At 62.5% G+C, this 26,636-nt stretch carries 23 protein-coding genes; 8 read left to right on the top strand and 15 right to left on the bottom strand.

Features of this window, described 5'->3' with window-relative positions:
• The first annotated feature begins 17 nt into the window (after positions 1–17).
• Positions 18–2,993 carry an NAD(P)-dependent oxidoreductase gene (locus tag ASD31_RS17760; protein WP_056337253.1) on the top strand — a complete coding sequence of 992 codons (2,976 nt, stop codon included), beginning with the start codon at positions 18–20 and terminating at the stop codon, positions 2,991–2,993.
• Positions 2,994–3,009: 16 nt separating this feature from the next.
• On the opposite strand, the gene ASD31_RS17755 is transcribed toward ASD31_RS17760, so the two are convergent.
• Together ASD31_RS17755 and ASD31_RS17750 are read right to left on the bottom strand one after the other, a co-directional pair.
• Positions 3,010–3,888 (bottom strand): EamA family transporter, encoded by an 879-nt coding sequence (locus ASD31_RS17755; RefSeq protein ID WP_056336729.1) that lies wholly within the window; start codon positions 3,886–3,888, stop codon positions 3,010–3,012.
• Positions 3,885–4,499 (bottom strand): nitroreductase family protein, encoded by a 615-nt coding sequence (locus tag ASD31_RS17750; RefSeq protein WP_056336726.1) that lies wholly within the window; start codon positions 4,497–4,499, stop codon positions 3,885–3,887. Before ASD31_RS17750 ends, ASD31_RS17755 begins: the two co-directional genes overlap by 4 nt.
• A gap of 100 nt (positions 4,500–4,599) precedes the next feature.
• On the opposite strand from ASD31_RS17750, the gene ASD31_RS17745 reads away from it, so the two are divergent.
• Positions 4,600–5,493 carry a LysR family transcriptional regulator gene (locus tag ASD31_RS17745; RefSeq protein WP_413813820.1) on the top strand — a complete coding sequence of 298 codons (894 nt, stop codon included), beginning with the start codon at positions 4,600–4,602 and terminating at the stop codon, positions 5,491–5,493.
• Positions 5,494–5,544: 51 nt separating this feature from the next.
• Here the strand turns inward: ASD31_RS17745 and ASD31_RS17740 are convergent, their stop codons facing one another.
• The 6 genes from ASD31_RS17740 to uxaC all read right to left on the bottom strand — a co-directional run bounded on the left by ASD31_RS17740 (position 5,545) and on the right by uxaC (position 12,590).
• Entirely contained in the window at positions 5,545–7,011 is a 1,467-nt protein-coding gene (locus ASD31_RS17740; RefSeq protein WP_056337248.1) for a mannitol dehydrogenase family protein, read from the bottom strand.
• Positions 7,011–7,853: an ABC transporter permease gene (locus ASD31_RS17735; protein ID WP_056336724.1), complete on the bottom strand. Its 843-nt coding sequence runs from the start codon at positions 7,851–7,853 to the stop codon at positions 7,011–7,013. Before ASD31_RS17735 ends, ASD31_RS17740 begins: the two co-directional genes overlap by 1 nt.
• A 52-nt stretch (positions 7,854–7,905) precedes the next feature.
• On the bottom strand, positions 7,906–8,784 hold the full coding sequence (locus tag ASD31_RS17730; RefSeq protein ID WP_056336721.1) for an ABC transporter permease: 879 nt from the start codon (positions 8,782–8,784) through the stop codon (positions 7,906–7,908).
• On the bottom strand, positions 8,781–9,881 hold the full coding sequence (locus ASD31_RS17725) for an ABC transporter ATP-binding protein (RefSeq protein ID WP_056336719.1): 1,101 nt from the start codon (positions 9,879–9,881) through the stop codon (positions 8,781–8,783). Before ASD31_RS17725 ends, ASD31_RS17730 begins: the two co-directional genes overlap by 4 nt.
• 71 nt (positions 9,882–9,952) lie before the next feature.
• Positions 9,953–11,128, bottom strand: coding sequence for an ABC transporter substrate-binding protein (locus ASD31_RS17720; RefSeq protein ID WP_056336717.1), 1,176 nt, complete (start codon positions 11,126–11,128; stop codon positions 9,953–9,955).
• A gap of 61 nt (positions 11,129–11,189) precedes the next feature.
• Positions 11,190–12,590 carry a glucuronate isomerase gene (gene uxaC, locus ASD31_RS17715; protein ID WP_056336713.1) on the bottom strand — a complete coding sequence of 467 codons (1,401 nt, stop codon included), beginning with the start codon at positions 12,588–12,590 and terminating at the stop codon, positions 11,190–11,192.
• Between the two features lie 90 nt (positions 12,591–12,680).
• Here uxaC and ASD31_RS17710 point away from each other — a divergent pair, with 90 nt between their 5' ends.
• The 5 genes from ASD31_RS17710 (at position 12,681) to ASD31_RS17690 (ending at position 17,645) form a co-directional block, all read left to right on the top strand.
• The gene (locus ASD31_RS17710) at positions 12,681–13,403 is read left to right on the top strand and encodes a GntR family transcriptional regulator (protein ID WP_056336711.1); all 723 of its coding nucleotides are present in this window, start codon (positions 12,681–12,683) and stop codon (positions 13,401–13,403) included.
• Positions 13,404–13,436: 33 nt separating this feature from the next.
• Positions 13,437–14,624, top strand: coding sequence for a mannonate dehydratase (gene uxuA / locus ASD31_RS17705; RefSeq protein WP_056336708.1), 1,188 nt, complete (start codon positions 13,437–13,439; stop codon positions 14,622–14,624).
• A gap of 129 nt (positions 14,625–14,753) precedes the next feature.
• Positions 14,754–15,554 (top strand): M55 family metallopeptidase, encoded by an 801-nt coding sequence (locus ASD31_RS17700; protein ID WP_056336706.1) that lies wholly within the window; start codon positions 14,754–14,756, stop codon positions 15,552–15,554.
• 157 nt (positions 15,555–15,711) lie between these two features.
• Entirely contained in the window at positions 15,712–16,575 is an 864-nt protein-coding gene (locus ASD31_RS17695) for a D-amino-acid transaminase (protein ID WP_056336703.1), read from the top strand.
• A gap of 32 nt (positions 16,576–16,607) precedes the next feature.
• Entirely contained in the window at positions 16,608–17,645 is a 1,038-nt protein-coding gene (locus ASD31_RS17690) for a P1 family peptidase (RefSeq protein WP_056336700.1), read from the top strand.
• 47 nt (positions 17,646–17,692) lie between these two features.
• Here the strand turns inward: ASD31_RS17690 and ASD31_RS17685 are convergent, their stop codons facing one another.
• Together ASD31_RS17685 and ASD31_RS17680 are read right to left on the bottom strand one after the other, a co-directional pair.
• The gene (locus tag ASD31_RS17685; protein WP_056337245.1) at positions 17,693–18,850 is read right to left on the bottom strand and encodes an iron-containing alcohol dehydrogenase; all 1,158 of its coding nucleotides are present in this window, start codon (positions 18,848–18,850) and stop codon (positions 17,693–17,695) included.
• Positions 18,851–18,907: 57 nt separating this feature from the next.
• Positions 18,908–19,360, bottom strand: coding sequence for a MarR family winged helix-turn-helix transcriptional regulator (locus tag ASD31_RS17680; protein ID WP_056336697.1), 453 nt, complete (start codon positions 19,358–19,360; stop codon positions 18,908–18,910).
• 235 nt (positions 19,361–19,595) lie between these two features.
• Between ASD31_RS17680 and ASD31_RS17675 the strand changes: the two genes are divergently transcribed.
• Complete coding sequence (locus ASD31_RS17675) at positions 19,596–21,410, top strand: chloride channel protein (protein ID WP_056336693.1); 1,815 nt, start codon at positions 19,596–19,598, stop codon at positions 21,408–21,410.
• Positions 21,411–21,471: 61 nt separating this feature from the next.
• On the opposite strand, the gene ASD31_RS17670 is transcribed toward ASD31_RS17675, so the two are convergent.
• The 5 genes from ASD31_RS17670 to ASD31_RS17650 all read right to left on the bottom strand — a co-directional run bounded on the left by ASD31_RS17670 (position 21,472) and on the right by ASD31_RS17650 (position 26,597).
• Entirely contained in the window at positions 21,472–22,221 is a 750-nt protein-coding gene (locus ASD31_RS17670) for an ABC transporter ATP-binding protein (protein ID WP_056336690.1), read from the bottom strand.
• Entirely contained in the window at positions 22,218–22,985 is a 768-nt protein-coding gene (locus ASD31_RS17665; protein ID WP_056336687.1) for an ABC transporter ATP-binding protein, read from the bottom strand. Before ASD31_RS17665 ends, ASD31_RS17670 begins: the two co-directional genes overlap by 4 nt.
• A gap of 4 nt (positions 22,986–22,989) precedes the next feature.
• Positions 22,990–24,141 carry a branched-chain amino acid ABC transporter permease gene (locus tag ASD31_RS17660; RefSeq protein WP_056336684.1) on the bottom strand — a complete coding sequence of 384 codons (1,152 nt, stop codon included), beginning with the start codon at positions 24,139–24,141 and terminating at the stop codon, positions 22,990–22,992.
• 3 nt (positions 24,142–24,144) lie between these two features.
• The gene (locus ASD31_RS17655) at positions 24,145–25,170 is read right to left on the bottom strand and encodes a branched-chain amino acid ABC transporter permease (RefSeq protein ID WP_056336682.1); all 1,026 of its coding nucleotides are present in this window, start codon (positions 25,168–25,170) and stop codon (positions 24,145–24,147) included.
• An 80-nt stretch (positions 25,171–25,250) separates the two neighbouring features.
• Entirely contained in the window at positions 25,251–26,597 is a 1,347-nt protein-coding gene (locus tag ASD31_RS17650) for a substrate-binding protein (RefSeq protein WP_056336678.1), read from the bottom strand.
• Positions 26,598–26,636 lie beyond the last annotated feature (39 nt).

The raw sequence follows: 26,636 nt of genomic DNA, 5'->3' as shown, positions 1-26,636 counted from the left end.
GAGCTAATAGGCGGATCATGACGACACTCGCGCAGATGCAGGAACAGCGGCTGAACGCTCTCGAACTGACGCGATCTGGGCCGCCGGGATTGCCGTCCAACCCGTTCTTCGGCGTCGGTCCGATCACCGACGCGGCGGCCGACGAGGTTGACAGCCGCCTGCGGCGTTTCGCCTTCGATGCCTGGATCGAAAAGACCTATCGCAAGTTTGACGACAGGGGCAATGATATCGGCGGTTTCACGACCGCCGAGCTTTCCCGCAGCATGCATCGCGGCTATCCGGCGGACAAAATCCTCACCGACATGATGCGGACGATTCACCGCTATTTCGAGTTTCCCAAGGCGAACCGCATGGCGGTCGGGCTTGGCGGCGGTCACAGCGGATATACGGTCTGCATGCTGCATCTGGTCAATGCCAATGATGCCGCGCAGCGCCTCTATGTCGATACGCCGCGTCCCGAAAGCGATCCGTCGAAGACGGCCGGCTTCTTCCGCCAGTCCTGGGCGACGCAGTTGATCGAGATGCAGCGCTTTGCCGAAAAGGGCTGCGAGAGCCGTATCCATTTCGCTTCCTCGGAAGGCGTGATCCCCAAAGCTGCCGAACTGGAGGCGCTCGGCGTAACGATCTTCGTCGGCGTCGGCCACGAGACGACCGGTGCCAACGCCTATAGCAGCGGCGATATCCGTGAATTGCTGAAATGGCTCGACGCCGACCCGGTCAACCGCCACGCGGTCTTCGATGCCACCTCGATGCTCGGCGCCATGCCCTGGGAGCCGGAACTGGTGCGCGCCGTCACCGCCAAATGCTGCCTGTTCATGCCGTTCCAGAAGGCGATCGGCGGGGTCTCGGGTTATTTCGTCGCCTCCTTCACGCCACAGGCTTTGGCGCTGATCGAGAAGAACCAGCGCGATCCGGCCTGGGCGATCCCCAGGCAATTGAAGATCGCCCCGCCTGTGGATGCGAAGCAGCCGCTTTCGGCCAGGCGCTCGGTGGATGTGGGGCCATTCTACGATGCGGTCGAAGACCGCATGCTCGGTGGCGTGATCAATACCTATAGCGTGCTCGCCTTTGCCGAAACCACGTTCGGCCTGTTGCAGTCCGAGGCCCGGATCGGGCCGCTCACCGAACTGAACCGGCGCTCGGCGGCAAATCGCGGGGTGATCGACACATGGGTGGCATCGCATCCGCTGTTTTCGCTGGTGGCGACGGATGCCGACCGGCGCGGGGCGGCGGTGACGCTGCTGAAAATCGAGGATGGCGATATCGCCGATCCCGAAATCCACGCCCGCATCATTGCCCGCTCCAAGCAGATCCTCGGTTACGAGGGCATCACCCATCCGAACGGCGACTATGAGCGGGGTCTCGACGCTGCCCGTTACGTCAATGCCTTCCCCGGCACGCCGGGCGATTACCGGGCCTGGGTCGGCGGCATCCGCGAGCCGGAGGACATCGTCGCCCTGCTCGACAATCTGCATTATGCCTATCTGCGCGCAAAAATCGTCGTTCTCGAAGAGGAGCTGGCGAAGGGCGGCATTGCGTTTGAAGTGCCGGCGGCGGCGGCCGGCCGCACCCGCAAGGACGATCCCGAGCGCGCCTATACGGTGCTGATCGCCGACCTGGTCGGCCTGCGTATCGGCTTGGACGGCAAGCCGGACCATGGCGAGATCAAGGCCTATATCGAGGAAAAGGGCGGCGTCTTTCACGTAGGGCGGCTTGGCGACAGGGCGGCGCTCGAAAAAGGCCGCATTCATTTCTTCTACCAGCCCGATCTCAGCACCGAGGCGGAAATCCTGCCGCAGACGGACAAGGGCCAATACGACGCGCTGATCGCGGCGGCGACGTTTGTCCCGAAAGCTTCCGTCTTCCCGCTCGGCGGCGTGCGCATCGGTGCCGGAACCGGCAATATGGGGTCGCAATCCTGGGGCGGCGGCCAGGGCGAGGGCGGGGAGGCGCCGCTGATGAACACGCCGGGCATCAACAGCCGTGCCACCGCGCAGATGGTGATGAAGGCGATCCTGAAAACCAGGCCCGACCTGCCGGTGGACAGGTTGCACCGCATGGTTGCCGACGGTGATTTCGATACCGGCCGACAGCTCAAGGACTTCCCAACCGCCAAGCTCGAAGGCCAGAAGATCGCTATCCTCGGATACGGCAATATCGGCCGCGAAGTCGCCAAGCTCGCCAAGGCCTTCGGCATGAAGGTGGCGATCCATGCGCGCACCAATCACAGGCGCTGGATCGAGGCGGAAGGTTTCGAACATGCCGCAACGCCGGTCGAAGCGGCGCGCCATGCGGATGTTCTCTCTGTCCATATCGGTCTCGGGCGCCAGGAGGCGGCGACCGGTTCCTATGCGAATGCCGGTTTTGTCGATGATGGCATTTTGTCGGTGATGAACACGGGATCGGTGCTGGTCAATTACGATCGCGGCGAGGTGGTCGATGTCGCCGCGCTGGATGCCGCGCTGGCGTCGGGCAAACTCCGTCATGCGGCAATCGACGCGGACCTCTTCAAGGACGCGGCAACCGGCGGGCTCAGCGGGCCGATGCTGCCCTATCTGCCGCTTGAAACGCGCCACGCGGGCAAGCTTGAACTCCTGCCGCATGCCGCCGCCGATACCGATCATCCCTCGCGGGTCGCCGGTGCGAAACAGGCAGTCGACCAGATCTTCGATGTCATCCGCTTCAAAACGGTCACGAATCTCAAAGGAGACCTGCCGGAAAACTATGTCTCCGCCGGCAATCGCATTCCGGCCGGGGTCGGCCGGGTGACGAAAGAGGCGGTTAGGAGCCTTGCCGACAAGGCTGAACTTTTGGCCGAACTTCGCCAGGCCTCCGAAAAAGCCGCCGCGATCTTTGGCGCGCTTTCCGCCGTGGCCGATAGGGATCACCGCGACCGCATCGTCGACCGATATACGGCGTCATTGGTCGAAAATGCCAACCGCCAACGGGTGCTGATGGAGGAACTCGGCCTTTACGGCCCGGCGGAGGAATGATCGAGGCGCGGTTGTCTCAAGCGCATTTGCCCTTCTGGCGGTCAAGATGGGGATTGGTGCGTTGACCGAGCCAGATACTGCCTATGACGAACAGGACGCCGGCAATCTGGAGCGCGGTCAGCATCTGGCCGAGCAGCAGCCATCCGAGCAGCACGGCGGTCACGGGGCTGAGCAGCAGGAGCGTTGAGACGACGGAAGGGGCAAGGCGCGTGATGCCGCGAAACCAGAGGACATAGGTCAAGGCGGCTCCGACCAGGCCGAGCCATGTCAGGCCTAGAAGATTGCTCATCGTGGGAACCGGAATGGCGGGCTCGAAAACGAGAACCACTGGGACCAGCAACAGGCCGCCGGCGGTCAATTGCCATGCGGTGAAGGCGAGCAGTGATACCGGCGGCTGCCATTTCCGGCTCAGCACCGTTCCGCAGGCCATGGCGGCCGCGCCGGCAAGGCCGGCGATGATGCCGGTCGCATCGAGCGCCGCACTGGGGGTGAGGACCAGGAGTGCGACGCCGGCGGCGCCCACGAGGGCGGCCAGGACGGAGACCATGCGGATCGGGCTGGCGAGGATCGCATAGGCGAGGAAAACCACCATCAGCGGCTGTGTCGATGCGACCGTGGCGGCGACGCCGCCGGGCAGCCGATAGGCCGAGATGAACAGCATGCTCAGGAAGAACGAGATGTTGAGGGCACCGAGCAGGAGGATGCGCGCCCACCAGATGCCGCGCGGCAATTGCCGCGCGAACAGCAGCAGGAGCAGCCCCGCCGGCAAGGCGCGGAGCATTGCCACCGTCATGGGAGAGAAATTCGGCAGGAATTCCGTGGTGACGATATAGGTGCTGCCCCAGACGGCAGGTGCGATCGCCGTTACCAGAAGGTCGGAAACATTCGTTCTCATGCGATTTCCAGGACCTCCGTCAGCGGTCGCCGGGGCTTCTGCGGCCAGTTCCCGGGTGCCGCGCGCCCGACTGCGACAAGCATGACAGGCACTTCATGGCGTAGAAGGCCGAATTCGCGGATCACGCCCTGCGCATCGAAACCGATCATCGGCGCGGAGGCGAGGCCCATTGCTTCGGCTGCATGGATCAGCGTCGCGGCGCCAAGCGTGGCCGAGCGCACCGCTTCGTCGCGGGCCATCTGCGGATCGGCATATTGTGCCCGTGCGCCTTCCTGCCAGCCTGCCGCCGCCTCCGCCGACATGTGACCGGCCTTGATGAAAGGAAGCAGCCTCCTTTCGATGTCGGCGTGATTGGGAAGGAGCCCGCAGATGATGAAGGTGACGGCCGCTTCTGATATTTTCGCCTGTCCATGGGCGAGCCGCTGCAAACGCATCTTGGCTTGCGCCGTGCGTAGCGCAATGAAGCGCCAGTTCTGGAGATTGTAGGCGCTTGGCGCCCGCGTGGCGAGCCGCGCCAAGTCCTCGATCTCGGCACCCGTCAATCGATGACCGGCATCGAACCGGTTGGCCGATATGCGTCGTTCGATAAGCGTAATGGTCGGGTTGGTCATGATGCAATCCAAACTGTGAGGTGTCTGGCGTACAATAGGCAATTCACCATAGGGAGATAATAGGCTAGAATAGAAAGAGATTATCTGCTTTTGGAGAATAATGTTGGACCGCTTTACCGCTTTGCAGGTCTTCCGCCATGTGGCGGAACTGAACAGTTTCGCTGAGGCGGGGCGGCGGCTCGGCCTGTCACCGGCGGCGATCAGCAAGAATATTGCCCAGTTGGAAGCGCATGTCGGCGCGCGGCTGATCAATCGGACAACGCGGCGGATGGCGCTGACGGAGGAGGGCAGGCTCTATCTGGATCATGTCGTGCGCGGCCTCGATGCTTTTTCCGAGGCGGATCGGGCCCTGTGTCCGATCAAGACCGGGCCGAGCGGCACTTTGAGGGTGAGCGCGCCCATGACCGTCACCCTGACACGGCTGTCGGCGGCCATTCCCCATTTCCTGTCGCGCTATCCGGACCTGGTTCTGGATCTCCATCTCGACGACAGAAGGATCGATCTCATCGGGGAAGGATATGATCTCGTCATCCGCGGCAGCGACAATCTGGAGGATTCCAGCCTGGTGGCTCGAAAACTCACGGTCATGCCGCATGTGCTTTGCGCATCGCCCGGCTATTTCGCGGCCCATGGCAAGCCGAAGACGCCGTCCGATCTCGGCGCGCATAGCTGCGTCCGCTTCAGCCTCTCCGGACATGCCGATATATGGGAGTTTCGCAAGGATGGACATGTGGAGCGGGTCGCCGTCAATGCCCGATACTCCGTCACCTCAAGCCTCGCCGTCCGCGATGCGCTCCGCGAGGGCTTCGGCCTCAGCCTCATGCCCTATCCCTATGTCGAGAAGGATTTGCAGGAAGGGCGCCTTCATGCCGCGCTGGAAGACTGGAGCATGATGGAGACCACGCTCTATGCCGTCTATCCGTCCCGGCAACATCTTGCTCCGAAAATCCGCGCGTTTCTCGATTTCCTCATAGAGGAATTCGGCGGATCATGAGTGCCGGTCGGCGGAAACGGCATCGAGCGCCGGCCAGTTTCGAAAGGCCCATCAGCCCTTCTTGAAAGATTGCAGGACCGCCGCCGAGCCCTCGGAGAACAGCCGGGAGAGTGCTCGGACGATCTGCGCACGAAAATCCGGATCCGCTCCGAGATCGTCGCCGAAGATTTCCTTCATGCCGAGCAGTGCCTTGGCGATCTCTTCGGGATCGTCCGATCCCTGAGCCAGTTCCGCGATACGGGCGGAGAGCGGGTCGCGGACGTCGATGGCCTTTCCGGCCTCGTCGATGCCGCGCGCATAACGCATCCAGGCGGCGACGCCGAGTGCGAGGCGATCATAGGGCGCCCCGGCCTGTATACGATCGCGGATCGTGCCGAGCAGCCGTTGCGGCAATTTCTGCGATCCATCCATGGCAATCTGCCATGTCCGATGGCGCAGGGCCGGGTTGTTGAAACGCTCGACCAATGCCCGCCGATAGGCAGGAAGATCGAAGCCGGCCAGCGGAGGCAGTGTCGGGGAGACCTCGTCCCGCATCAGTGCCTCCACAAGGTCCTCCATGCCGGGCAGGGCCATCGCGTCCGCCACCGTCTCGGCGCCGGCGAGATAGCCGAGATAGGCAAGGGTCGAATGGCTGCCGTTGAGAAGCCGCAGTTTCATCGTCTCGAAGGCCGACACATCCTCGACGAAGACTACGCCCGCCGTTTCCCAGGCGGGGCGGCCAAGCGGAAAATCATCTTCCACCACCCATTGCCGGAACGGTTCCGTCATCACCGGCCAAGCGTCGCTGAACCCAAGTGCAGCGGTAATGGCGGCCCGATCGGCATCCGTCGTTGCCGGAACGATCCGGTCGACCATCGTCGAGGGCGACGCGACATCGGCGACGAAGGCGGCAAGCTCCGGATCGCGCAACTCGGCGAAACGGGTGACGACGCGCTTCAGCACATGGCCGTTTGAAGGAAGATTGTCGCAGGTGAGCAGGGTGAAGGCGGGCGCCCCCGCCGCTTTCCTGCGCGCCAAGGCCTCGACGATGAACCCGATTGCTGATTTCGGCTTCGACGGGTTCTGCAGATCGTGAAGAATATCGGGATGGTTTTCATCCAGCGTCCCGGTCGCCGGATTGTGGCAATAGCCTTTTTCGGTGACGGTCAGCGAAACGATCCGCGTGGCTGCGTCCGCCATCCGCGACAGAACCGCCTCGGGATTTTCAGGTGCGACGAGGATCTCGACGATGCTGCCGATGACGCTGAGCCGCTCGCCCTGTCCGTCCTGAACCTTCAGCGTGTAAAGCCCGTCCTGCGGTGCCAGCGCATCGCGCGTATCGGCGCTGCGCAGGGAAACGCCGCAGATCCCCCAGGAAGGGTCGTCTGCCAAGATCTTGTCCGTATAGACCGCCTGGTGCGCCCGGTGAAAGGCGCCGATGCCGAGGTGGACAAGGCCGATCGTGACCTTGTCCCGGTCGTAGGCGGGTTGCTCGACCCTATCGGGCAGTTGCGGCAGGGAGGAACTCGACAATCTCATCATGATGCTGGCTGCTGTTTGGCCCGGGCAACGATCTGCGACGGGTTGACGAACTGGAGCGCGAGAACGAGCCAGAACAATGTGGTGACCATATAGATCACCGCCATGGCGTCGATCGATTGCCCCGCGCGCACGCCGGAGGCAAAGACCGCGTAATAGAGCGAGACGACGAGTGTCTGGCTGGTCGGTCCCGCGACGAGGAAGGTCAGTTCGAACATGGCGATGGTGCGCACCAGCACCAGGAGGAGGGCGGCCAGCATGCCGGGCAGAAGCAGCGGCAAAAGGATGCGCAGGAACAGGCTGCCCGTTCCCGCCCCGAAGACGCGCGCGGCTGCCTCGATGCGCGGATCGATCTGCTCGATGAAGGGGATCATCACCAGGACGACGAAGGGCAGCGACGGCACGAGATTGATCAGCACCACGCCCCAGAACGAACCGCCCAGTCCGAGCTGGTAAAGCACCGTTGCCAGCGGAATGCCGTAGGTCAGCGGCGGGATGAGCAGCGGCAGCAGGAAGAGCAGCACGACGATGCGTTTTCCGGGAAAGTCGCGCCGTGCCAGCGCATAGGCCGTCGTCACCCCGAGAAGCCCCGAGATGATCACCACGGCGAACACGACCTGGAAGGTCACCAGCACGACGCTCGACAGCTGGAATTCCTTCCAGGCGCTGAAATACCATTTCGTCGTCAGGCCGAGCGGCAGCCAGGTCCCCAGCCAGCGCGTGGCAAACGAGTTGACGATCACCGCGGCTATGACGCCAAGCAGGTTGAGAATGAACAGCCCGGCAACGGCCCAGACCGCGAAGCGCCAGATTTTGGACAGGAGGCCCTGGTCACGGATCATTGCGGCGTCCTCCGAAAAATAGTGGCATGTGAGGGAAGGTCCGTCATCGCAGTCATCCCTTCGTTCCGCCGGTCGGGCCGCGATAGAACAGCGAACGGCTGCCCAGCACGAGAAGGACGATGACAAGCTCGACCGCGCCCATGATCATCGCGATCGCCGATCCCAGCGAATGATCATATTGTTCGAAGGCCGCCTGATAGGCTGCGATCGAAATGACCCGCGTCGATCCCGCCGGAGAACCGAGCAGGACGGCCGATGGGAAGACGGCGAAGGCCTGCACAAAGGCGAGGCAGAAGGTGACGGCAAGGCCCGGCACCAGCAGCGGCAGGAAAACCCGCATGAAGCGCTGCCGTGGACTGGCGCCTAGCGTGGCCGCCGCCTGCTCGATGGCGGGATCGATGCCGGTCACATAGGACAAGGTCAGAAGGAAGGCGAAGGGAAAGCCGGTAATCACCAGCGAGGCGAAGACGCCCCAGTAATTGTTGGTGAGTTTTACCGGCCCGTCGAAGAGGCCAACGAGGATCATCACCCGGTTGAACCAGCCCTGCGGTCCGAGAAAGGTCAGGAGCCCATCGGCGACGAAGACGGTGCCGAGCGTGATCGGCAGGACGAGAATGGTGGTCAACAACCGCTGCCGGGTCATCAGCCGCACGCGAAAGGCAATCGGCACGGCAAAGGCGAGATTGACGATGGTCACCGGGATCGCAAGCCAGAGCGTGGCCGCAATGGTGCGATATTGAAAAGGATCGCTGAAGAAATTCGCGTAATTCGCATACCAGACGCCTTCCTTCGGCATCAGCGAATCTGCGAGGCCATAGAAGAACGGATAGATGAACAGCCCGAGCATGACCGCGAGCCCCGGCAGGACCAGAAGCGTCGTGCCGTCGAAGCCGCGGGAGGCAAGCCTTGTGCGAAGCGACGGCGCTCTCATGCGCCAGCCTCCTTGAAAAGCAGCGCCTGGCCGCTTGCGGGCTGTAGCGTCACGGATGCGCCGCGCGGCAGGGCGCGGTCGGCGCGGAAGTAGAGAACGCTGTCGTCGCCTGCGCGTGCCATGCCGAAAAAGGCCCTGCCGCGATATTCCATGCTGACCACGGTGGCCGGCATGCCGTTGCCGTCATCGACCGCAACCAGATCCTCCGGCCGCACCGACAGGACCGCCGCATCGCCGATACGCAGCGGTTCGCGCATCGTACCCGTCAATCGCGCGCCGGCAACGTCGATGGCCGCTTCCTCGCCCGAAACGCCGACGATCGGGCCGGCAATGCGGGTGCGGAAGCCCATGAAATCCGCGACCTCGATATGAACGGGACGCTGATAGAGATCCTGCGGCGAACCGATCTGCATGATCCGCCCCTGGCTCATGACGACGATCCGGTCGGCCAGCGACAGCGCCTCGTCCTGGTCATGGGTGACATAAATGGTTGTCGAGCCGATCTGGTCATGGATGCCGCGGATTTCGGCGCGCATTTCAAGACGCAGCTTGGCGTCGAGATTGGAGAGCGGCTCGTCCATCAGGACAATCGGCGGACGGATGACGATGGCGCGGGCGATCGCCACGCGCTGCTGCTGGCCACCCGACAATTGTCCCGGCAGCTTGTCGATCTGGCTTTCCAGCCTGACGAGCGCCAGCGCCTCCTCGATCCGCCGATCGGCTTCGGCGCCGCGAATGCCCTGCATGGTGAGGCCGAATCCGACATTGCGGCGCACGCTCATATGCGGAAACAGCGCATAACTCTGGAAGACCATGCCGAAGCCGCGCTTTTCCGGCTCCAACTCATCGATGCGATTGCCGCCAAGCCGGATTTCGCCGCCCGAAAGCCCTAGAAGACCGGCGACGCAATTCAGCGCCGTCGACTTGCCGCACCCCGAAGGTCCCAGAAGCGCGATGAACTCGCCCGGTTCGATGGTGAGGTCGATGCCGTCGAGCGCGTTGTAGCTGCCGAACGAGCGGCGCAAGCCATCCAGTTCAAGACGGGCAGTCTGTTTCGGAACCTGCGTTTTCGCTCCGTCCTGTGCCGGCAAAGTCAATATCGTGTCCTCCAGTTCGATAGGCGTGCGGAACGGCGGCTGGATTGCCGCCGTTCCGCTTCTGTGTTGGTTCAGGTCTTGGATGCGCCGACCTGCTCGTCCCAGATGCGGAATGCATCGACGATGCGCGCCGGCTCGAGCGGCACTTCCAGCGGATTGTTGGCGATCCAGTCGGCATATTCCGGCCGGCCGAATTCGTTGATCGCGTCCTGGCTTTCCTGCGGCGCCATGTCCAGCGTCACATCCTTCACCGCCGGGCCCGGATAGAAATATCCCTGGTCATAGGCAATCGCCTGCTGTTTCGGCTGCAGGATGAAGTTGATGACATCCAAGAGCACCGCGACCTTCTCGTCCGAGACGCCCTTCGGAATGACCGCATAATGGGCATCGGTTACCCAATGGAAGCCTTCGAGCTTGCCGACCTTGGCTTCAGTGGGAACGATGCCGAGCGCACGCGGATTGATATCCCAGCCGGTGGTCGAAACGACGATGTCACGGGTGCCTTCGCCGAGTTCCTTCATCGTCTGGGTGGTGCCGGTGCCGTAATATTCGATATGCTCGCCGATCGCCTTGAGATATTCCCAGGTCTTCGCCCAGCCATTGACCGGATCGAGCGGATCGCTGTCGCCGAGAAGATAGGGAAGTCCCATCAGGAACGTCCGGCCTGGGCCTGAATTGGCGGGACGGGCATACATGAACTTGTTGGGATTGGCCTTGGCCCATTCCAGAAGCTCGGCGGCCGTCTTCGGCGGCGTCGGCACGCGCTCGGGCATGTATTCGATCAGCGGCCCGGAGGGGTAATAGGTGACGACGACGCCCTGGTCCTTGGCGAGCCCCTGCATCTTGAAGGCTTGCGGCAGAAGAATGTTTTCAAGATCGGGCAAGCTGGACTTGTGCTGGGCAAGATCGATCCACAGCCCCTGGTCGAGGCCGGCGGCAAGGGCGTCGGTGCCGGTCAGCACCAGATCGATATCGACCTTGCCGGCAGCCTGCTGCGCCTGAATCTTCGCCGGCAATTCGGGTGCCGGCGCCTTGGTGAAGGCAAAGCTCGACACCCATTCCGGCTTGGCCGCCGCATAGTTTTCGAACATGCCCTGGGTTAGGGCGAGATTGCCTGCCACATCGACGATGGTGATGGTGACCGGGCTTGCCGGCGCCTTGGCCTGGGCGAAAAGACGGCCGGGCAACAATCCCAGTCCCGTCATGCCGGCGACGCCGCCGACGAATGTCCTGCGTGTGATTTTCATGTCGTTTCCTCCTCGGTTATCGCAGCGAGCGCCTCCTGTGCCGCCCGTCTGCCGGATGTCGTCACAATCGATAGGCTTTCTTCGCAAGCCCGTAGGCGAGTTCGCCGGCCAGATCGAAGGCCTCTTCCTCGTCGAGCCGATGATCCGCGACCAGCCGCGCCAGATAGGCGCAGTCCACCCGGCGTGCCATGTCGTGGCGGGCCGGGATCGACAGATAGGCACGCGTGTCGTCGTTGAAGCCCACCGTATTGTAGAAGCCGGCTGTCTCCGTGGTCGTCTCGCGAAAACGGCGCATGCCCTCCGGGCTGTCGAAAAACCACCAGGCCGGTCCGAGCTTCAGAGCCGGATAATGCCCGGCAAGCGGCGCCAGTTCGCGCGAATAGGCCGTTTCGTCGAGCGTGAATAGAATGATCGCCAGGCCCGCATCGTTGCCGACAGCATCGAGCAGTGGCTTGAGCGCATGCACATAATCTGTGGCCTTGGGGATATCGGCACCCTTGTCGGGCCCGAAATCCGCAAAAAGCGAGGGATTGTGGTTGCGGTAGGAGCCGGGGTGAAGCTGCATTACCAGCCCGTCGTCCTGGCTCATGCAGGCCATTTCCATCAGCATCTGGCCGCGGAAGGCATCCGCCTGCGCCGCATCGGCCCGGCCGGCAAGGACCGTGTCGAATAGCGCTGCAGCATCGCCGGCGCTCAGATTTTCCGTCCGGGCCGTCGCATGGCCGTGATCCGTCGCCGTCGCGCCGCGCTCCTTGAAGAAGGCCCGCCTTGCCCGATGCGCCTTCAGATATCCGGCCCAGGTGGCGGGCTCGCCGGTCACCTCCAGAAATTGCGCGACGTTTTTGGCAAATCCATAAGCCTGCGGATCGACCACCGCGTCCGGCCGATAGGTCGGCACGACGCGGCCATGCCATCCGGACGCGCGAACCGCGTCGTGATGGGCAAGATCGTCCAGCGCGCTGTCGGTGGTAGCGATTACTTCCAGATTGAAGCGGTCGAACAGGGCACGTGGCCGCAAGGCCGGGGTGGCGATTGCCGTCTCGATCCGGTCGAACATCTCATCGGCATTTTTTGCGGTAAGACGGTCGGTGATGCCGAAGATGGCTTCCAGCGAATGCTCGAACCACAGGCGGGTCGGCGTTCCCGCAAAGAGATGAAAATGCTTCGCGAAGAGACGCCAGATTTTTCGCGGATCGGTTTCCACGGGCGCGCCGTCACGGCGGGCGACACCCAGATCCTGAAGCTTCACGCCCTGCGAATAGAGCATGCGCGTCGCATAATGATCCGGGGTGATGAACAGGGCCGCCGGATCGGGAAATGCGCCGTCGCGCGCATACCAGGAGGGGTCCGTATGGCCGTGCGGCGACAGGATCGGCAGGCCGGCCACCGCTTCGTAAAGCCGACGTGCAATCGAACGGGTGGCTGGATCGGCAGGGAAGAGCCTGTCGGGATGCAATGCCATTCTTCTTCGCTCCTCCCGCGTTCCGTCTTGGCAACGTGTCACAACTGATATACTAGTATCCGCAACGCTGTCAACGCTTTGAGAATCGTCATGTCCTCAACTTCACCTCCCAAGGCGGCCGTGCCGCCGATGAGAGAGCCGGCAGGCATCAAGCTGCGGCGGATCACCGCTGGCTCTGCGATCTATGATCGCCTGTATTCGGCCATCGTCTCCCTGCAGATGCCGCCCGGCATGCCGCTGCAGGAAAAGCGCATTGCCGAGGAGTTCGGTGTCAGCCGGACGCCGGTCCGAGAAGCCTTGCTGCGGCTGGCGGAAGCGGGGCTGGTCGATATCTTCCCGCAATCGGGGACATTCGTCTCCCTGGTTCCCGTTGCCGCCATTCCCGAAGCGGTGGTCATCCGCAAGGCGCTGGAAGGCACGACGGTGGAGAAGACCGCTCTGATCGCCACGCGCGCCGATATCGCCCGGCTGGACGCCATCATCGCGCGCCAGCGGGCCGATGCCTTGCACAACGAGACATCGGCCTTTCACGAACAGGACGAGGCCTTCCATGAGACCATCGCCGGCATTGCCGGCTATCCCGGCATCTGGACGATTTTGAAAACCGTGAAGATACAGATCGACCGTGCCCGCCGGCTGACCCTGCCTGCGCTCGGCCGCATGGACAATGTGATCGAGGAACATGTGACGATCCGCGATGCCATTGCCGCGCATGATGTCGAGGGCGCGCGCAATGCGATGATGCATCATTTGAGCGCCGTCATTCCCGACGTCGCCGAATTGCAGTTGCAGCATCCGGACTATTTCAGCTGAACGATTAAACAACGATAAGGAAGGAACTCGGCCATGCGGCAGGGATGGAGATGGTTCGGGCCGGATGCGCCGGTCACGCTGGACGATGTTCGCCAGACGGGTGCGACCAATATTGTTTCGGCGCTGCATCAAGTGCCGATCGGCCGCGCGTGGACGAAAGCGGAGGTTGAGGAGCGCAAGTCGCTGATCGAAACGACGCCGCCAGGCCGCTCGCAACTGACGTGGTCCGTGGTCGAGAGCATTCCGATCCCCGATGCCGTGAAGCGCAGGGGTGGCGAAGCCAAGGCCGAGATCGAGGCCTGGATCGCCAGCCTCGAAGCGGTCGCGGCCTGCGACATCGGCATCATCTGCTACAATTTCATGCCGGTCGTCGACTGGACCCGCACCGAGCTTGACTACGTCACGCCGACGGGCGCCACCGCGATGCGGTTCGACCAGGAGCGATTCGCCGCCTTCGATCTTTTCGTGCTGCAGCGTCCGGGTGCCGAAAAGGAATATTCCGACGAAGACAAGGTCCGTGCCAAGGCCGTCTTCGAGGCCATGCCCGAAGCCGAGATGGCGGAAATCACCCGTATCATCACGTCGGCGCTGCCGGGCTCGACCACCGAGCCGATGACGGTTCCGGGCTTTCGGGAGCGGCTTGCGGCCTATGACGGTATCGATGCCAAACGCCTGCGCCGGCACCTGGTCGAGTTTCTCGAGGCGGTAACGCCTGCGGCCGAAGCCCGGGGCGTCAAGCTGACGCTCCATCCCGACGATCCGCCGCGCCCGCTCTTCGGCCTGCCGCGCATCGCATCCACAGGCGAGGATTACGCCGCGCTGTTCGATGCGGTGCCGTCACCGGCCAACGGCATGTGCTTTTGCACCGGCAGTCTTGGCGTGAGGGCCGACAACGACCTTCCCGCCATCGCCAGGCGCTTTTCGTCCCGCATTCACTTTACCCATCTGCGCGCCACGACCCGCGAGGGAGACGGCCGCAGTTTCCACGAGAGCGCCCATCTGGAGGGCGATGTGGACATGGTGGCGGTGCTGAAGGAAATCACTGCCGAAGATCGCCGCCGCTCGCCTGAAAATTCCATCGTCTTCCGGTCCGACCACGGCCACCGCATGCTCGACGACCTGGAAAAGACCGTGACGCCCGGCTATCCGGCGATCGGCCGCCTGAGAGGCCTTGCCGAGCTTCGCGGCATCCTCCACGCGCTGGGCGCGCCGCCCAACTAGGATTGTGCCACCGCGCAGTTCGGCCTGACCTTGCATGGCTGTTGCGCGAAACCTTCCCGCGTGCATTCTTGGGCTTGCACGCGGGCCGGCATATGGACTGGCGGCGACAACCATGTCCGGGGATTGAAAATGAAGATCTTTATCAGCGCCGATATCGAAGGCTGCGCTGCGATAACAAGCTGGGATGAAGTCAGGAAGGGCGGGGAAGGGTATCAGGAGTTTCGTGAGCAGATGACCGCCGAGGTCGTCGCGGCCTGCGAAGGTGCCCGCGCCGCCGGCGCAACAGATGTCCTGATCAAGGATGCGCATGAGAGCGGATGCAACCTGATCGTCTCGCGCCTGCCCGATTATGCCCGGATCGTCCGCGCATGGAGCGGGCACCCGCATGTGATGATGTTCGGCCTCGACCCGAGTTTCCATGCCTCGGTTTTCATCGGTTATCACGATGCGGCCGGCTCGGACGGCAATCCACTCGCCCACACCATGAACGATCGCATCGCCAGCCTTTCGATCAATGGGGAGCTGGCATCGGAATTCACCGTGAATTGCTATACGGCGGCGCTGAACACGGTTCCGATCGCGTTTCTTTCCGGCGACCGGCAGATTTGCGCCGCAGCCGGGAAACTGGTGCCGGGCGTGAAAACCCTGGCCGTCAGTGAAGGTTTCGGCAGGGCGTCGATCTCGATCGCGCCGGCAAAGGCGATCCGGATGATAAGGGAAGGTGTCGAGGAGGCGCTTTCGTCCGACCTCGGCGCCAACCTCGTCGCACTTCCCGAGAACTTCGAGGTCGTGCTGAAATTCAACAATGCAAGCGACGCCTATCGATCCAGTTTCTATCCCGGCATCGAGCATGTCGAGGCCTGCACGCTTCGTTTTGTCTCCCGGGATTATTTTGAAGTGTTGAGAACGCTCCGCTTCATAACGGTGTGACCCAGGCTGGCGCCGGCGCTGCGGCGGGCAGCCGCCGCGTTGCGGAGTGCCGCGCGATCCGCCCCATGCAAAAATTGCATTTCGTCAAAGGAACATGGCATTGGCCATGCCGCGGCCCCGCCGATAACCTTCCTTTCGTCTTCAAGGGGGGTGTCCGTTGCAAAGAACAATCTACGTGAACGGTGAATACAAGCCGGAGTCGGAAGCGCTGATCTCGGTCTTCGACCGTGCTTTCCTGTTCGGCGACGGCATATACGAGGTGAGTGCGGTCATCGGCGGCCGCATGATCGACAATCACCTTCATATCGCCCGCCTCGAGCGCTCGCTCGGCGAACTCGACATGCCGATGCCGCTTTCGAGGGAGGACCTCGTCGAGGTTCAGCAGGAGCTCATCGCCCGCAACAGGCTGGATGAAGGCGTCGTCTATCTTCAGGTCAGCCGGGGAAGCGAAGATCGGGGCTTCGACTATAGCGACGACCTGAAACCCAGTCTGATCGGCTTCACGCAAAGCCGGAAAATACGAGACACGCCGTCGCTCCGGGATGGAATCAGGGTCGCCGTCGTCGATGATCTTCGCTGGGGCCGCCGGGACATCAAGACCACCATGCTTCTGGCGCAGGTCCAGGCAAAGCGGCTTGCCAAGGCGGCCGGTTGCGCCGAGGCATGGTTGGTGCAGGATGGAACGATCACCGAAGGCGCGTCATCCTCGGCCTTCATCCTGACCCGCGCCGGCTGCCTCGTGACCCGGCCCAATTCCCACGCCATTCTTCCCGGCTGCACACGCCAGGCCGTTCTCCAGGCCGCCCGGGAACTTGGTCTGGAGATGGAGGAGAGGCCTTTTACCGTCGACGAAGCGCGAACCGCCGGGGAGGCCTTTCTCACCAGTGCTTCCAGCCTCGTCACGCCGGTCGTCGAAATCGACGGCCACACGATCGGCGAGGGACGTCCGGGACCCGTTACCCGCCGCATTCAGCAAATCTATCTGGAGCTTGCTCTTCCTGCCGAGACCTCGGTCCAATAGAAGCGGTTGTTTGAAGTTTCCTGGAGTATGACGTGACCAAGACCGCAAGAGATTTCGGATTGACCTGCGGAGTGCTGCCGCAGGGACGCCTGAATGCCATCACCGACATAGCCGGCGTTCAAGTGGGTCATGTCACCCTTCGCACCGGCGACATCAATACCGGCGTCACCGCGATCCTGCCGCATAGCGGAAACCTGTTTCGAAAGAAGGTCGTTGCCGCCAGCGATGTCATCAACGGCTTCGGAAAGAGCGTCGGCCTCGTTCAGGTCGAGGAGCTTGGAACGATCGAAACACCGATCCTGCTGACGAATACGCTGTCGGTGCCCGCCTGCACGAGCAGGCTGATCAGGGAGGCGATCGCGCAAAATCCGGATATCGGCCGCAGCACTTCGACCGTGAATGCCTTGGTATGCGAGTGCAATGACGGGCCGCTGAACGATATCCAGGCGATGGCCATCACCGAGGACCACGCGAAGGCGGCCTTGCTCGCGGCGCGGCCGGGAAAGGTCGAGCAGGGCAGCGTGGGCGCCGGCACCGGCATGACCTGCTTTGGCTTCAAGGGCGGGATCGGCAGCGCCTCGCGCCAGCTCACTCTCGATGGAAGCCTCTATCATGCCGGCGCGCTCGTCCTCACGAATTTCGGCAATGCGGGCGATCTCGTCCTTCCGGACGGCCGCCGTCCCCACCCCGAAGGAGGGGTTGCCCGGCCGGAAACACCTGAAAAAGGCTCCGTCATCATCATTCTGGCAACGGATATACCGTTGGAATCCCGTCAATTGAAGCGAATGGCGCGCCGGGCGGCCGCCGGTCTTGCAAGGCTGGGTTCGTTCTGGGGCCATGGCAGCGGCGATATCTCGATCGCCTTCACCACGGCAAACACGATCGACCACGATCAGGCGTCCGATCTCGTCAGCCAGAGCCTGCTCAACGAAAATCGGATGGATCTCCTGTTCCGAGCCAGCGCCGAGGCGACCGAGGAAGCGGTTCTCAATTCCCTGCTGTCCACAGCGGAATTCATTGGCCGCGGCGGCGAGCTCCGCCACTCGCTGGCGGATTGGCTGAAGGCATAGCAGCCGAACTTCCTGCGGGGATTTCCGGTAGCCTGATCGCCGCCTGCTCAATAGGCGGCCTGATAGATTGCCAATGCATCCGCCTCGGTCATCGGCCGCGGATTGTTGACGAGAAGGCGCCCCTGCTTCATTGCGTCCTTCGCCATCATGGCGAGCGCCTCTTGCGGGATATCCACGTCCCGCAGCCGCTGCGGCAGACCAAGTTCCCGTCCAAGGCCGGCCAGGGCTTCGACGAAAGCTTCCGCGCGGGATTCCGCCGGAATGGCGGTAAGGTCCGGAAATGCATCGGCGGCGATTTCGGCGTAGGCGGCGGCGCCGTCCGGCAGGTTGAACCGCAGCACATGCGCCAGAACCAGCGCGTTCGAAAGCCCATGCGGCACGTGAAAATGCCCGCCGATCGGATAGGCGAGTGCATGGACGGCGGCGACCGGCGAATTGGCGAAGGCCTGCCCGGCGAGCAAGGAGCCAAGCAGCATCGCGCCGCGCGCCTCCCTGTTCCGACCGTTGAACACCGCTTCGCGGATATTGGCGCCGATCAGGCAAAGCGCCTGTTTCGCCAGCCCGCGTGAAATCGGATTATTGTTGGCCGACGCCGAGGCGTAGGATTCGATCGCATGCACCATGGCGTCGATACCGGTCGCGGCCGTCACCGCCGGCGGCAGGCCGAGCGTAAGATCGGCGTCGAGAACTGCGATATCCGGCAAAAGGAGCGGCGTGACGACACCCTTCTTTTCCGCGCTGCCCGTCGTCACGATGGCGATGGGCGTGACCTCCGACCCGGTGCCGGCCGTCGTCGGCACCAGAACCAGCGGCAGACGAGGCCCCTTGGCGAGATTGACGCCATAAACGTCGGAGAGGTTTTCACCGCTGCGCGAAAGCAGCGCCGCGACCTTGGCGACATCCATCGGCGACCCGCCGCCGATCGCGAGGATTCCGGTGGCGCGATGCCTGAGGACGACATCGACCAGCGCCAGGATATTGCTTTCCGGCGGATCGGCCGCGACCTCATCGAAAATCGCCACCTCGATGCCGGCAGTCTCAAGCGACGCCAGCGGCCGGTCGGCAAGCCCGAGCGCGCGAACGCCCTTATCGGTAACAAGCACGATACGCTCGCCGAGCACCGGCCCGGCGATCTCCGCCATTCTGGTGCTGGCGCCGGCCTCGCAGACAATCGATTTCGTCGTGTTGAAGATGAAGTCCGTCATGACAGCGCTTTCGATTGTCGGTGGGTCGGGTTTGCCCATCCGCCGTTATCGTCAAACTCAATCCTCGCCGCCGGCGGAACCATGGGCATAGGTCTCTTGCAGGCGCTGGAGGATCGTGATGAGCTCCGGCGCCAGATCGCGGATTTCCCTGAGATGGACGGCACTCAACCGCAGCAGGATCCGTTCCGCCTTTTCGGTCAGTGTCAATGTCTGCCGGCGCTTGTCCTGCGGGTCTGAGTGCTGGTCCACCAGTCCGGAGGAATTCAGCCTGCCGACCAGTTCCGTTGCCGAGTGCGGCGCGATCATCAGCCGGTTTGCCAGCGTTCCGATGGTCATCGGCCCATCGCCGGCATGGCCCTTTATCACCAGCAGTGCCTGATGTTGCTGGCTTGGAAGCCCTTCCGCCACTGCCGCCGAGGCGCTGAAATCCATGAAACGCCGCAGCGTGTAACGCAGGTTTGCGAGCCCCTCGTAATCGGTTTCGCTTAAAATCTCATTCTGGGTTTTCACATTTTCACCGTTCTACGGACCTCGATCGACAGAATCGGCGGCGCCCTTCGCAATCCGCTTCAACTTACGATGATCTTGCAGGATTGGGAGCGACCGTATCCGCTTCGATGCGATTTTTCGATCTCTTTCGGTAGCACCTTCCATGTCCGATTGATTTATATCGTATCACGATATAGAGGGAGCGCAGATTCTAGAAGCGCATGCCGCCTGGCCTGCGCGCGCCGGAGAGAATGCATTGGCAGAGGCTGAAACCAAACATCAATATCGCCCCCACGATTTCACCGGCGGGCTGGCACGCCGCGAGGCCGGCGATTTTACCACCGACAGGCGCGTCCTGCTTCTGATCGGCATGGCCGTCATCATCGGCACCGGGGGCGTGCTCGCGGCATGGATATTGGTCGATCTGATCTCGCTGGTGACCAATCTCGTCTGGTTCGGGAATTTCAGTTTCGAAGCCACCTCGCTCGCCAACGCGGTTCGCTCGCCTTGGATGGTCGCGGCGCCGGTTCTCGGCGGCCTGGTCATCGGCCTGATGGCGCGGTACGGCTCGGAGAAGATCCGCGGCCACGGCATTCCCGAAGCGATCGAGGCGATCCTCATCGGTGGCAGCCGGATGTCGCCCAAGGTTGCCCTTTTGAAGCCGCTGTCATCCGCGATCTCGATTGGAACCGGCGGGCCGTTCGGGGCGGAAGGCCCGATCATCATGACGGGTGGCGCAATCGGCTCGCTCTTTGCACAATTCTTCCATATGAGCGCCGCAGAGCGAAAGACCCTGCTGGTCGCCGGTGCCGCCGCGGGCATGACGGCGGTTTTCGGCTCGCCGATCGCGGCGCTGATGCTTGCCGTCGAGCTGCTATTGTTCGAATGGAAGCCGCGCAGCTTCATTCCGGTCGCCGTGGCCGTCTCCGTTTCCATCTGCCTCCGGCCCTTCTTTTTTGAACACGGCCCGCTGTTTCCAACGGATTTCCAGTTCCCCTTTCCGTGGTGGAGCATATTCCTCTGTGGCGCGATCGGGATCGTGTCGGGTCTTCAATCCGGCTTGCTGACAATGCTTCTCTACAGGATCGAGGATGCCTTCGAACGGCTTCCGATCCACTGGATGTGGTGGCCGGCGCTTGGAGGCCTCGTTGTCGGCCTTGGCGGACTTGTCGAGCCGCGGGCCCTTGGCGTTGGATATGATATCATTTCCGATCTGCTCAACAGCAACATCGCCGTCCAGTCGGTGCTTGCGATCCTGCTGGTCAAATCGGGAATCTGGCTGGTCGCGCTGTCTTCGGGAACCTCGGGCGGCGTCCTTGCGCCGCTTCTGATTCTTGGCGGCGCGCTCGGCTGGCTCATCGGCCTTGCCTTTCCCGGCGAGCCTGGGTTCTGGGCGCTTCTCGGCATGGCGGCGATGATGGGAGGCACGATGCGGGCGCCGTTGACCGGCACTTTCTTCGCCGTCGAGATCACCGGCGACATGAGCACGCTTGCGCCATTGCTCGTCGCCACGGTCGCTGCCTATGCCGTAACCGTCCTTCTCCTTCGCCGCTCGATCCTTACCGAAAAGATCGCCCGCCGCGGCCAACATATTACGCGGGAATACGGGATTGATCCGTTCGAACTCACGCGCGCGGCCGAGATCATGATCCGGAAGGTCGATACCTTGCCCGCGAATATGACGGTGGGAGAGGCCTGCGAATTCTTTGCGTCGCAGGCAAAGACGCACCGCATCTATCCGGTCGTGCGGGACGATGGCACCTTCGCCGGCATCGTCTCCCGAGCGGATGCGTTGCGCTGGCAGAGCGACCGCGACCTCGCAAGCCAATCGCTGGCCGAGGAGGTTTCCGATGGATCGATGCCTGTCGGCCACCCCGACGACACTGTAGGCTTCATCGCCGATCTGATGCTGGCCGGAGATACCGGTCGTATCCCGATCGTGGAGCGCGCATCCGGCCGTCTGGTCGGCCTGATCGCGCGCAAGGACCTTCTGCATCTGAGGAGTGCATCGGCCTCCTCCGAATCCGAGCGCCGTCCCTATCTGCGCGCCCGCCCGCCGCAAGGAAAGTAATGCGCGGTTGGGTTCCACAGGCGCGCCATTAAATGATGGCGGGAGATCGAACGGCGTTCGTTCAGAGCGCCAGATATTTGTTGCGCAGGTCCGTATCGTCGAGAACTTCGCGCGCGGTACCGTCGAAGACGATCTGGCCCATGTCGAGGATGAGAGCCCGGTTTGCCAGCTCGAGTGCTGCCACCGCGTTCTGTTCGACGATGATTGTGGTGATGCCGCGCTGCTTGATGTCGTGGACGATGCGCTCGATTTCCTTGACGATGACCGGAGCGAGACCCTCATAGGGCTCGTCCAGCAGAAGCAGCTTGATATCGCGTGCGAGCGCCCGGGCAACGGCCAGCATCTGCTGTTCGCCACCCGAAAGGGTCACGCCTTCCTGCTTGCGCCGCTCCGCCAGCCGGGGGAAATGCGAATAGATCTCGTCGAGCGACCAGCCTTTCGGCTCGGCGATCTGCGCCAGCTGCAGGTTTTCCTCGACCGTCAGGCCGGGAATGATGCGCCGGTCCTCCTGGACCAGTTGGACGCCGAGCTGTGCGGCCTGGAAATCCCGGAGCGTGTGGAGCGCATGCCCGTTCAGCCATATTTCGCCGGATTTCAGCTCCGGATCGCCGGCCCGTGCCAGCGTGCGCAGCGTCGAGGTCTTGCCGGCGCCGTTGCGGCCAAGCAGGGCGATGACATCGCCTTCCGAGACATCGAAGCTGACCCCTTGGACGATATAGCTTTCGCCGTAATAGGCGTGAATGTCGCGCACGCTGAAATAGGCCGGCTGCGCCGTCGCGGCGCCTGCATCGGGCATTGTCATCGCGTTCATAGATGCGCTCCTCCGAGATAGGCTTCCTGTACTTTCGGATCGCCCCTGACCTGTTCGGGGGGGCCGTCGGCGATAATTCTGCCCTGGGCCAGCACGGTGATGCGGTCCGCAAGCGAGAACACGACATGCATGTCGTGCTCGATGATGACCTTGGTCATGCCGCGTCCCTTGAATTTTTTCAGGAGATCGATCGTCGAATTGGTGTCGTGGCGCGACATGCCGGCCGTCGGCTCGTCGAGCAGAAGCAGTCGCGGGCTCTGAACCAGCCCCATGGCGAGCTCAAGGCGGCGCTTGTCGCCGCGAGACAGGCTCCCGGCAACGGCATTGCTCTGGCCCGCAAGACCGACATCCTCCAGCCAATGCAGGGCCTCGTCGCGGATATCGGTCCGCTTCGACACCGGCTGCAGGGCATTCAGCCGAAACGACCCGTCGCGCTTGGCGAAGGCGGGAACCATGACGTTCTGCAGCAGCGTCAGATCCGGAAAGATTTCCGGGGTCTGGAAGACCCGGACGACGCCCATCTGGTTGATTTCATGCGCCTGCTTGCCGGTGATCACCTGACCGTCGAAGACGACCGCACCCCGATCGGGCGCGAGGCGCCCGATACAAACGTTGAGGAGGGTGGATTTGCCGGCCCCGTTCGGCCCGATGATGGCGTGGATGGTGCCTTCCTCGACCTGAAGATCGACATCGGAGAGGGCGTGCAGCCCGCCGAAGCTTTTGTGGACATCCGCCACATGCAGAACGACGTTGGATTTTGACATTTTTCTACTCCGCCGGCTGCGACTGGGCTGTTGAGATCTTCACGCCGTCCCTGGGAGGCCTGTTAAACAGGGCGGCGATGCGACGCAGCCCCTCCATGATTCCACCCGGCAGGAAGATGACGATGAGCATGAACACCACGCCAAGCGTCAGATTCCAGCCGTCGCCGACGAAGAACGACAGGAAACTGACGACCGGGTCTTCGATCGCGTCGGGCAGGAAGCCGAAGACGCCATGCAATGTACCCTCGCCGAAGGATGAGAAGATGTTCTCGAAATATTTGATCACCGCGGCGCCCAGGACCGGGCCGACCAGTGTGCCGACGCCGCCGAGAATGGTCATCAGTACGACTTCGCCTGATGCCGTCCACTGCATCCGCTCCGCCCCGACCAAGGGATCGGTCACCGCCATCAGCCCGCCCGCCAGGCCCGCATACATGCCGGAGATGACGAAGGCAGCAAGCAGATAGGGACGGGTATTGAAACCGGTATAGCGCATCCGGGTCTGGTTGGATTTGATCGCCCGCAGCATCATGCCGAAGGGCGAACGGAAGATTCGCAGCGCAATGAAGAAGCAGATGATCAGGACGATCGCGCAGAGATAAAACCCGGCATAACCGCCGCCGCTGATATTGAGCGAGAAGAGATTGACTCTCGGCAACCCGGCCGCCGGCTCGAAGAACAGGTTGTCGATGACGCGCGGATCGCGCAGCGACAGTTGAAGCCCGGTTTCGCCGTTCGTCAGCGGTGTCAGGACCGAATAGGCCAGATTGTAGCTCATCTGGGCGAAGGCAAGCGTCAGGATCGAGAAATAGATGCCCGATCGCCGCAGGCTGACATAGCCGATGACCAGTGCGAACAGGGCGGCAAAGACGACGGCCATGACGACGGCGGGGATGGCGTTCATGGTGAACAGCTTGAACGACCAGACCGCGGCATAGGAGCCGACGCCGAGAAACGCGGCATGGCCGAAGGAAAGATAGCCCGTCAAGCCGAAGAGAATGTTGAAGCCGATGGCGAAGATGCCGAAAATACAGAATTTCTGCATCAGCGCCGGATAGGCCGCGCCGATCGGATCGAGAATGATCGGCAGGCAGAGAACGACGACGGAGAAGCCGAGAAACAGCAGCATGTCGTTGCGGCCGGGGTTTTTGAACATGTCCTAGTCCTCCATCACGCCCCGGCGGCCAAGGAGGCCACGCGGCAAGGTCAGCAAAATGACGACGGCGACCAGATAGATGATGACATGGTCGATTCCCGGCACGATGGCCTTGATTTCATTCATTGAAGCAAAAGATTGAAGGATGCCGAGCAGGAAGCCCGCCGCCACAGCTCCACCGAGCGAGCCCATGCCGCCGACGACGACGACGACGAAGGACAGCACCAAAAATTCCATTCCCATATGATAGTCCGGCGGCAGGATCGGCGTGTACATGACGCCGGCGACCCCTGCCACGACCGAGGCAAGTCCGAAGACCACCGTGAAACGCCGCTGGATATCGATTCCGAGGAAACCGACGGTCTGGCGGTCATGCATGCCGGCGCGCACCACCATGCCGTAGGTGGTGAATTGCAGGAATGCGAAGACCGCGCCGATCACCGCCACCGAGAAGAACAGATAGACGATGCGCCACAAGGGATAGGCGAGTGTCTGACCCATGCCGAGCAGCGTCCCGACATAGACGGTTCCGCTGAACGCATCCGGCGCGGGTTGCGGGATCGGATTTGCCCCGAACACCTGCCGCATGATCTCCTGGATGACGATCGCCAGGCCGAATGTCACCAGGATCTGGTCGGCATGGGCGCGCTTGTAGAAGTGACGGATCAGGCCGCGCTCCATGATGATCCCGAAGGCGAGCATCACGGGAATGGCGAGCAGGATCGACGCCGGTACCGAATAATCGTTGAGAAACACGCCGAAATCGCCCAGCCAGGCTTCGACATAGGGTGTGCGAACCTCCAGTGGACTTCCCCAGGCCGTCGTCTGTGCCGGGTCGATGACGACGCTTTCCAGATTGAGAAGCTTGTTGAAGGTGACGGCGCAGAAGGCGCCCAGCATGAACAGCGCGCCATGGGCGAAATTCACCACGCCAAGCGTTCCGAAAACCAGGGTCAGGCCAAGCGCGATCAGCGCATAGGCGCCGCCCTTGTCCAGCCCGTTCAGTATTTGCAGCAGTATTGCATCCATTCCCGTCCGCCCATAGTGTCTGTCCACGCCAGTGGAAATGAGCCGGCCGCCAGACGGCGGCCGACGTCCGGTTTTTCAGATCAGCATTGCTTGGGATCCGACGGGCCGAGTTCGCCGCCGAAGATCGCCGGATCGTAGGTCAGTTCTTCGCGCGGAACGACCTTGATGACTTCCATGAGGTCGTATTTGTCCTTCGGGTTCTCCTTGCCCTGCACCACGACGCAGGATTTCATGCACTGATGGTCGTCGGCGCGGTACAGCGTCTTGCCATTGCCCATGCCGTCGAACTCGAAGCCTTCCAGCGCCTTGATCACCGCGGGTGCATAGAAGGTGCCGGCGCGCTCGCAGGCATCCGCATAGAGAAGCGCCTGGACGTAGCAGGTGTGAGCCGCCTGCGAGGGCGGAGAGCCGTATTCGGTGCCGAAGGACTTGGTAAAGGCCTTGGTCGCCTCATCCTCCAGCTTCCAGTCCCAGTTGGCAGTGCCGTAGATGCCCTTGACGGCATCGCCGGCGCCCTGCGCCATGAGTTCGGAAAACAGCGGCACAACGATCTCGAACTTCTTGCCGTTGACCTCCTTGTCGCGCAAGCCGAACTGCACGGCCTGGGTCAGCGAATTGACCATATCCTTGCCGTAATGGTTGAGGATCAGCACGTCGGCGCCCGAATTGAGGACCGGCGTGATATATTGCGAGAAGTCGGCGGCGCCGAGCGGCGTGCGTACGGCCTTAACCGTTTCCCAGCCGAGCGCCTCGGTTGCGTTCTTGATCGATTCTTCCTGGGTCCAGCCCCAGGTATAATCGGCCGTCAGGTGATAGGCCTTGCGATCCTTGCCATAGGCTTCGCCGATCACGGGCGCCAGCGCCACGCCCGACTGGTAGGCGTTGAAGAAGTGGCGGAAACCGTAGCGCTTCTTGTCCTTGCCCGTCGTGTCATTGGAGTGGGTAAGGCCGGCCATGAAGATGATGCCGAGTTCCTGGCAAAGGCCCTGCACGGCAACGGCAACGCCCGACGAAGAGCCGCCGGAAATCATGATGGCGCCGTCGCGTTCGATCATGCGCTTTGCACCGTCGCGGGCCGCATCCGACTTGGTCTGCGAATCGCTTTGCACATAGGCGACCTTCTTGCCGAGGATGCCGTTGCCCTTGAGCACGGTCGGCTTCATCGTATTGATCATGCCGCCATCGCCCTCGCCATTGAGGTGCTTGACGGCGAGCTGGAACGCCTTGAGCTCGTCGGCGCCTTCATCGGCGTAGGCGCCCGTCAGCGGCACGTTCCAGCCGAAGGTGATGGTATCGCCCTTCGGCATGTTGCAGGACATGTCTTCGGCATAAGCGCCGCGGATGAAATGCATCGGCGCGGCAAGGCTCACGCCCAGCGCCGCGCCGGTCTTGAGAATGAAACGGCGGTTCACGTTCTCGAATTTCATTGATCCCTCCCATGGATGTCGCGTCGGCTCCCGGCCGTC

Origin of the sequence: Rhizobium sp. Root482 (assembly GCF_001426565.1) — a bacterium.
Lineage (GTDB): Bacteria > Pseudomonadota > Alphaproteobacteria > Rhizobiales > Rhizobiaceae > Pararhizobium.
This window is presented reverse-complemented; position numbering and strand designations above follow the sequence as displayed.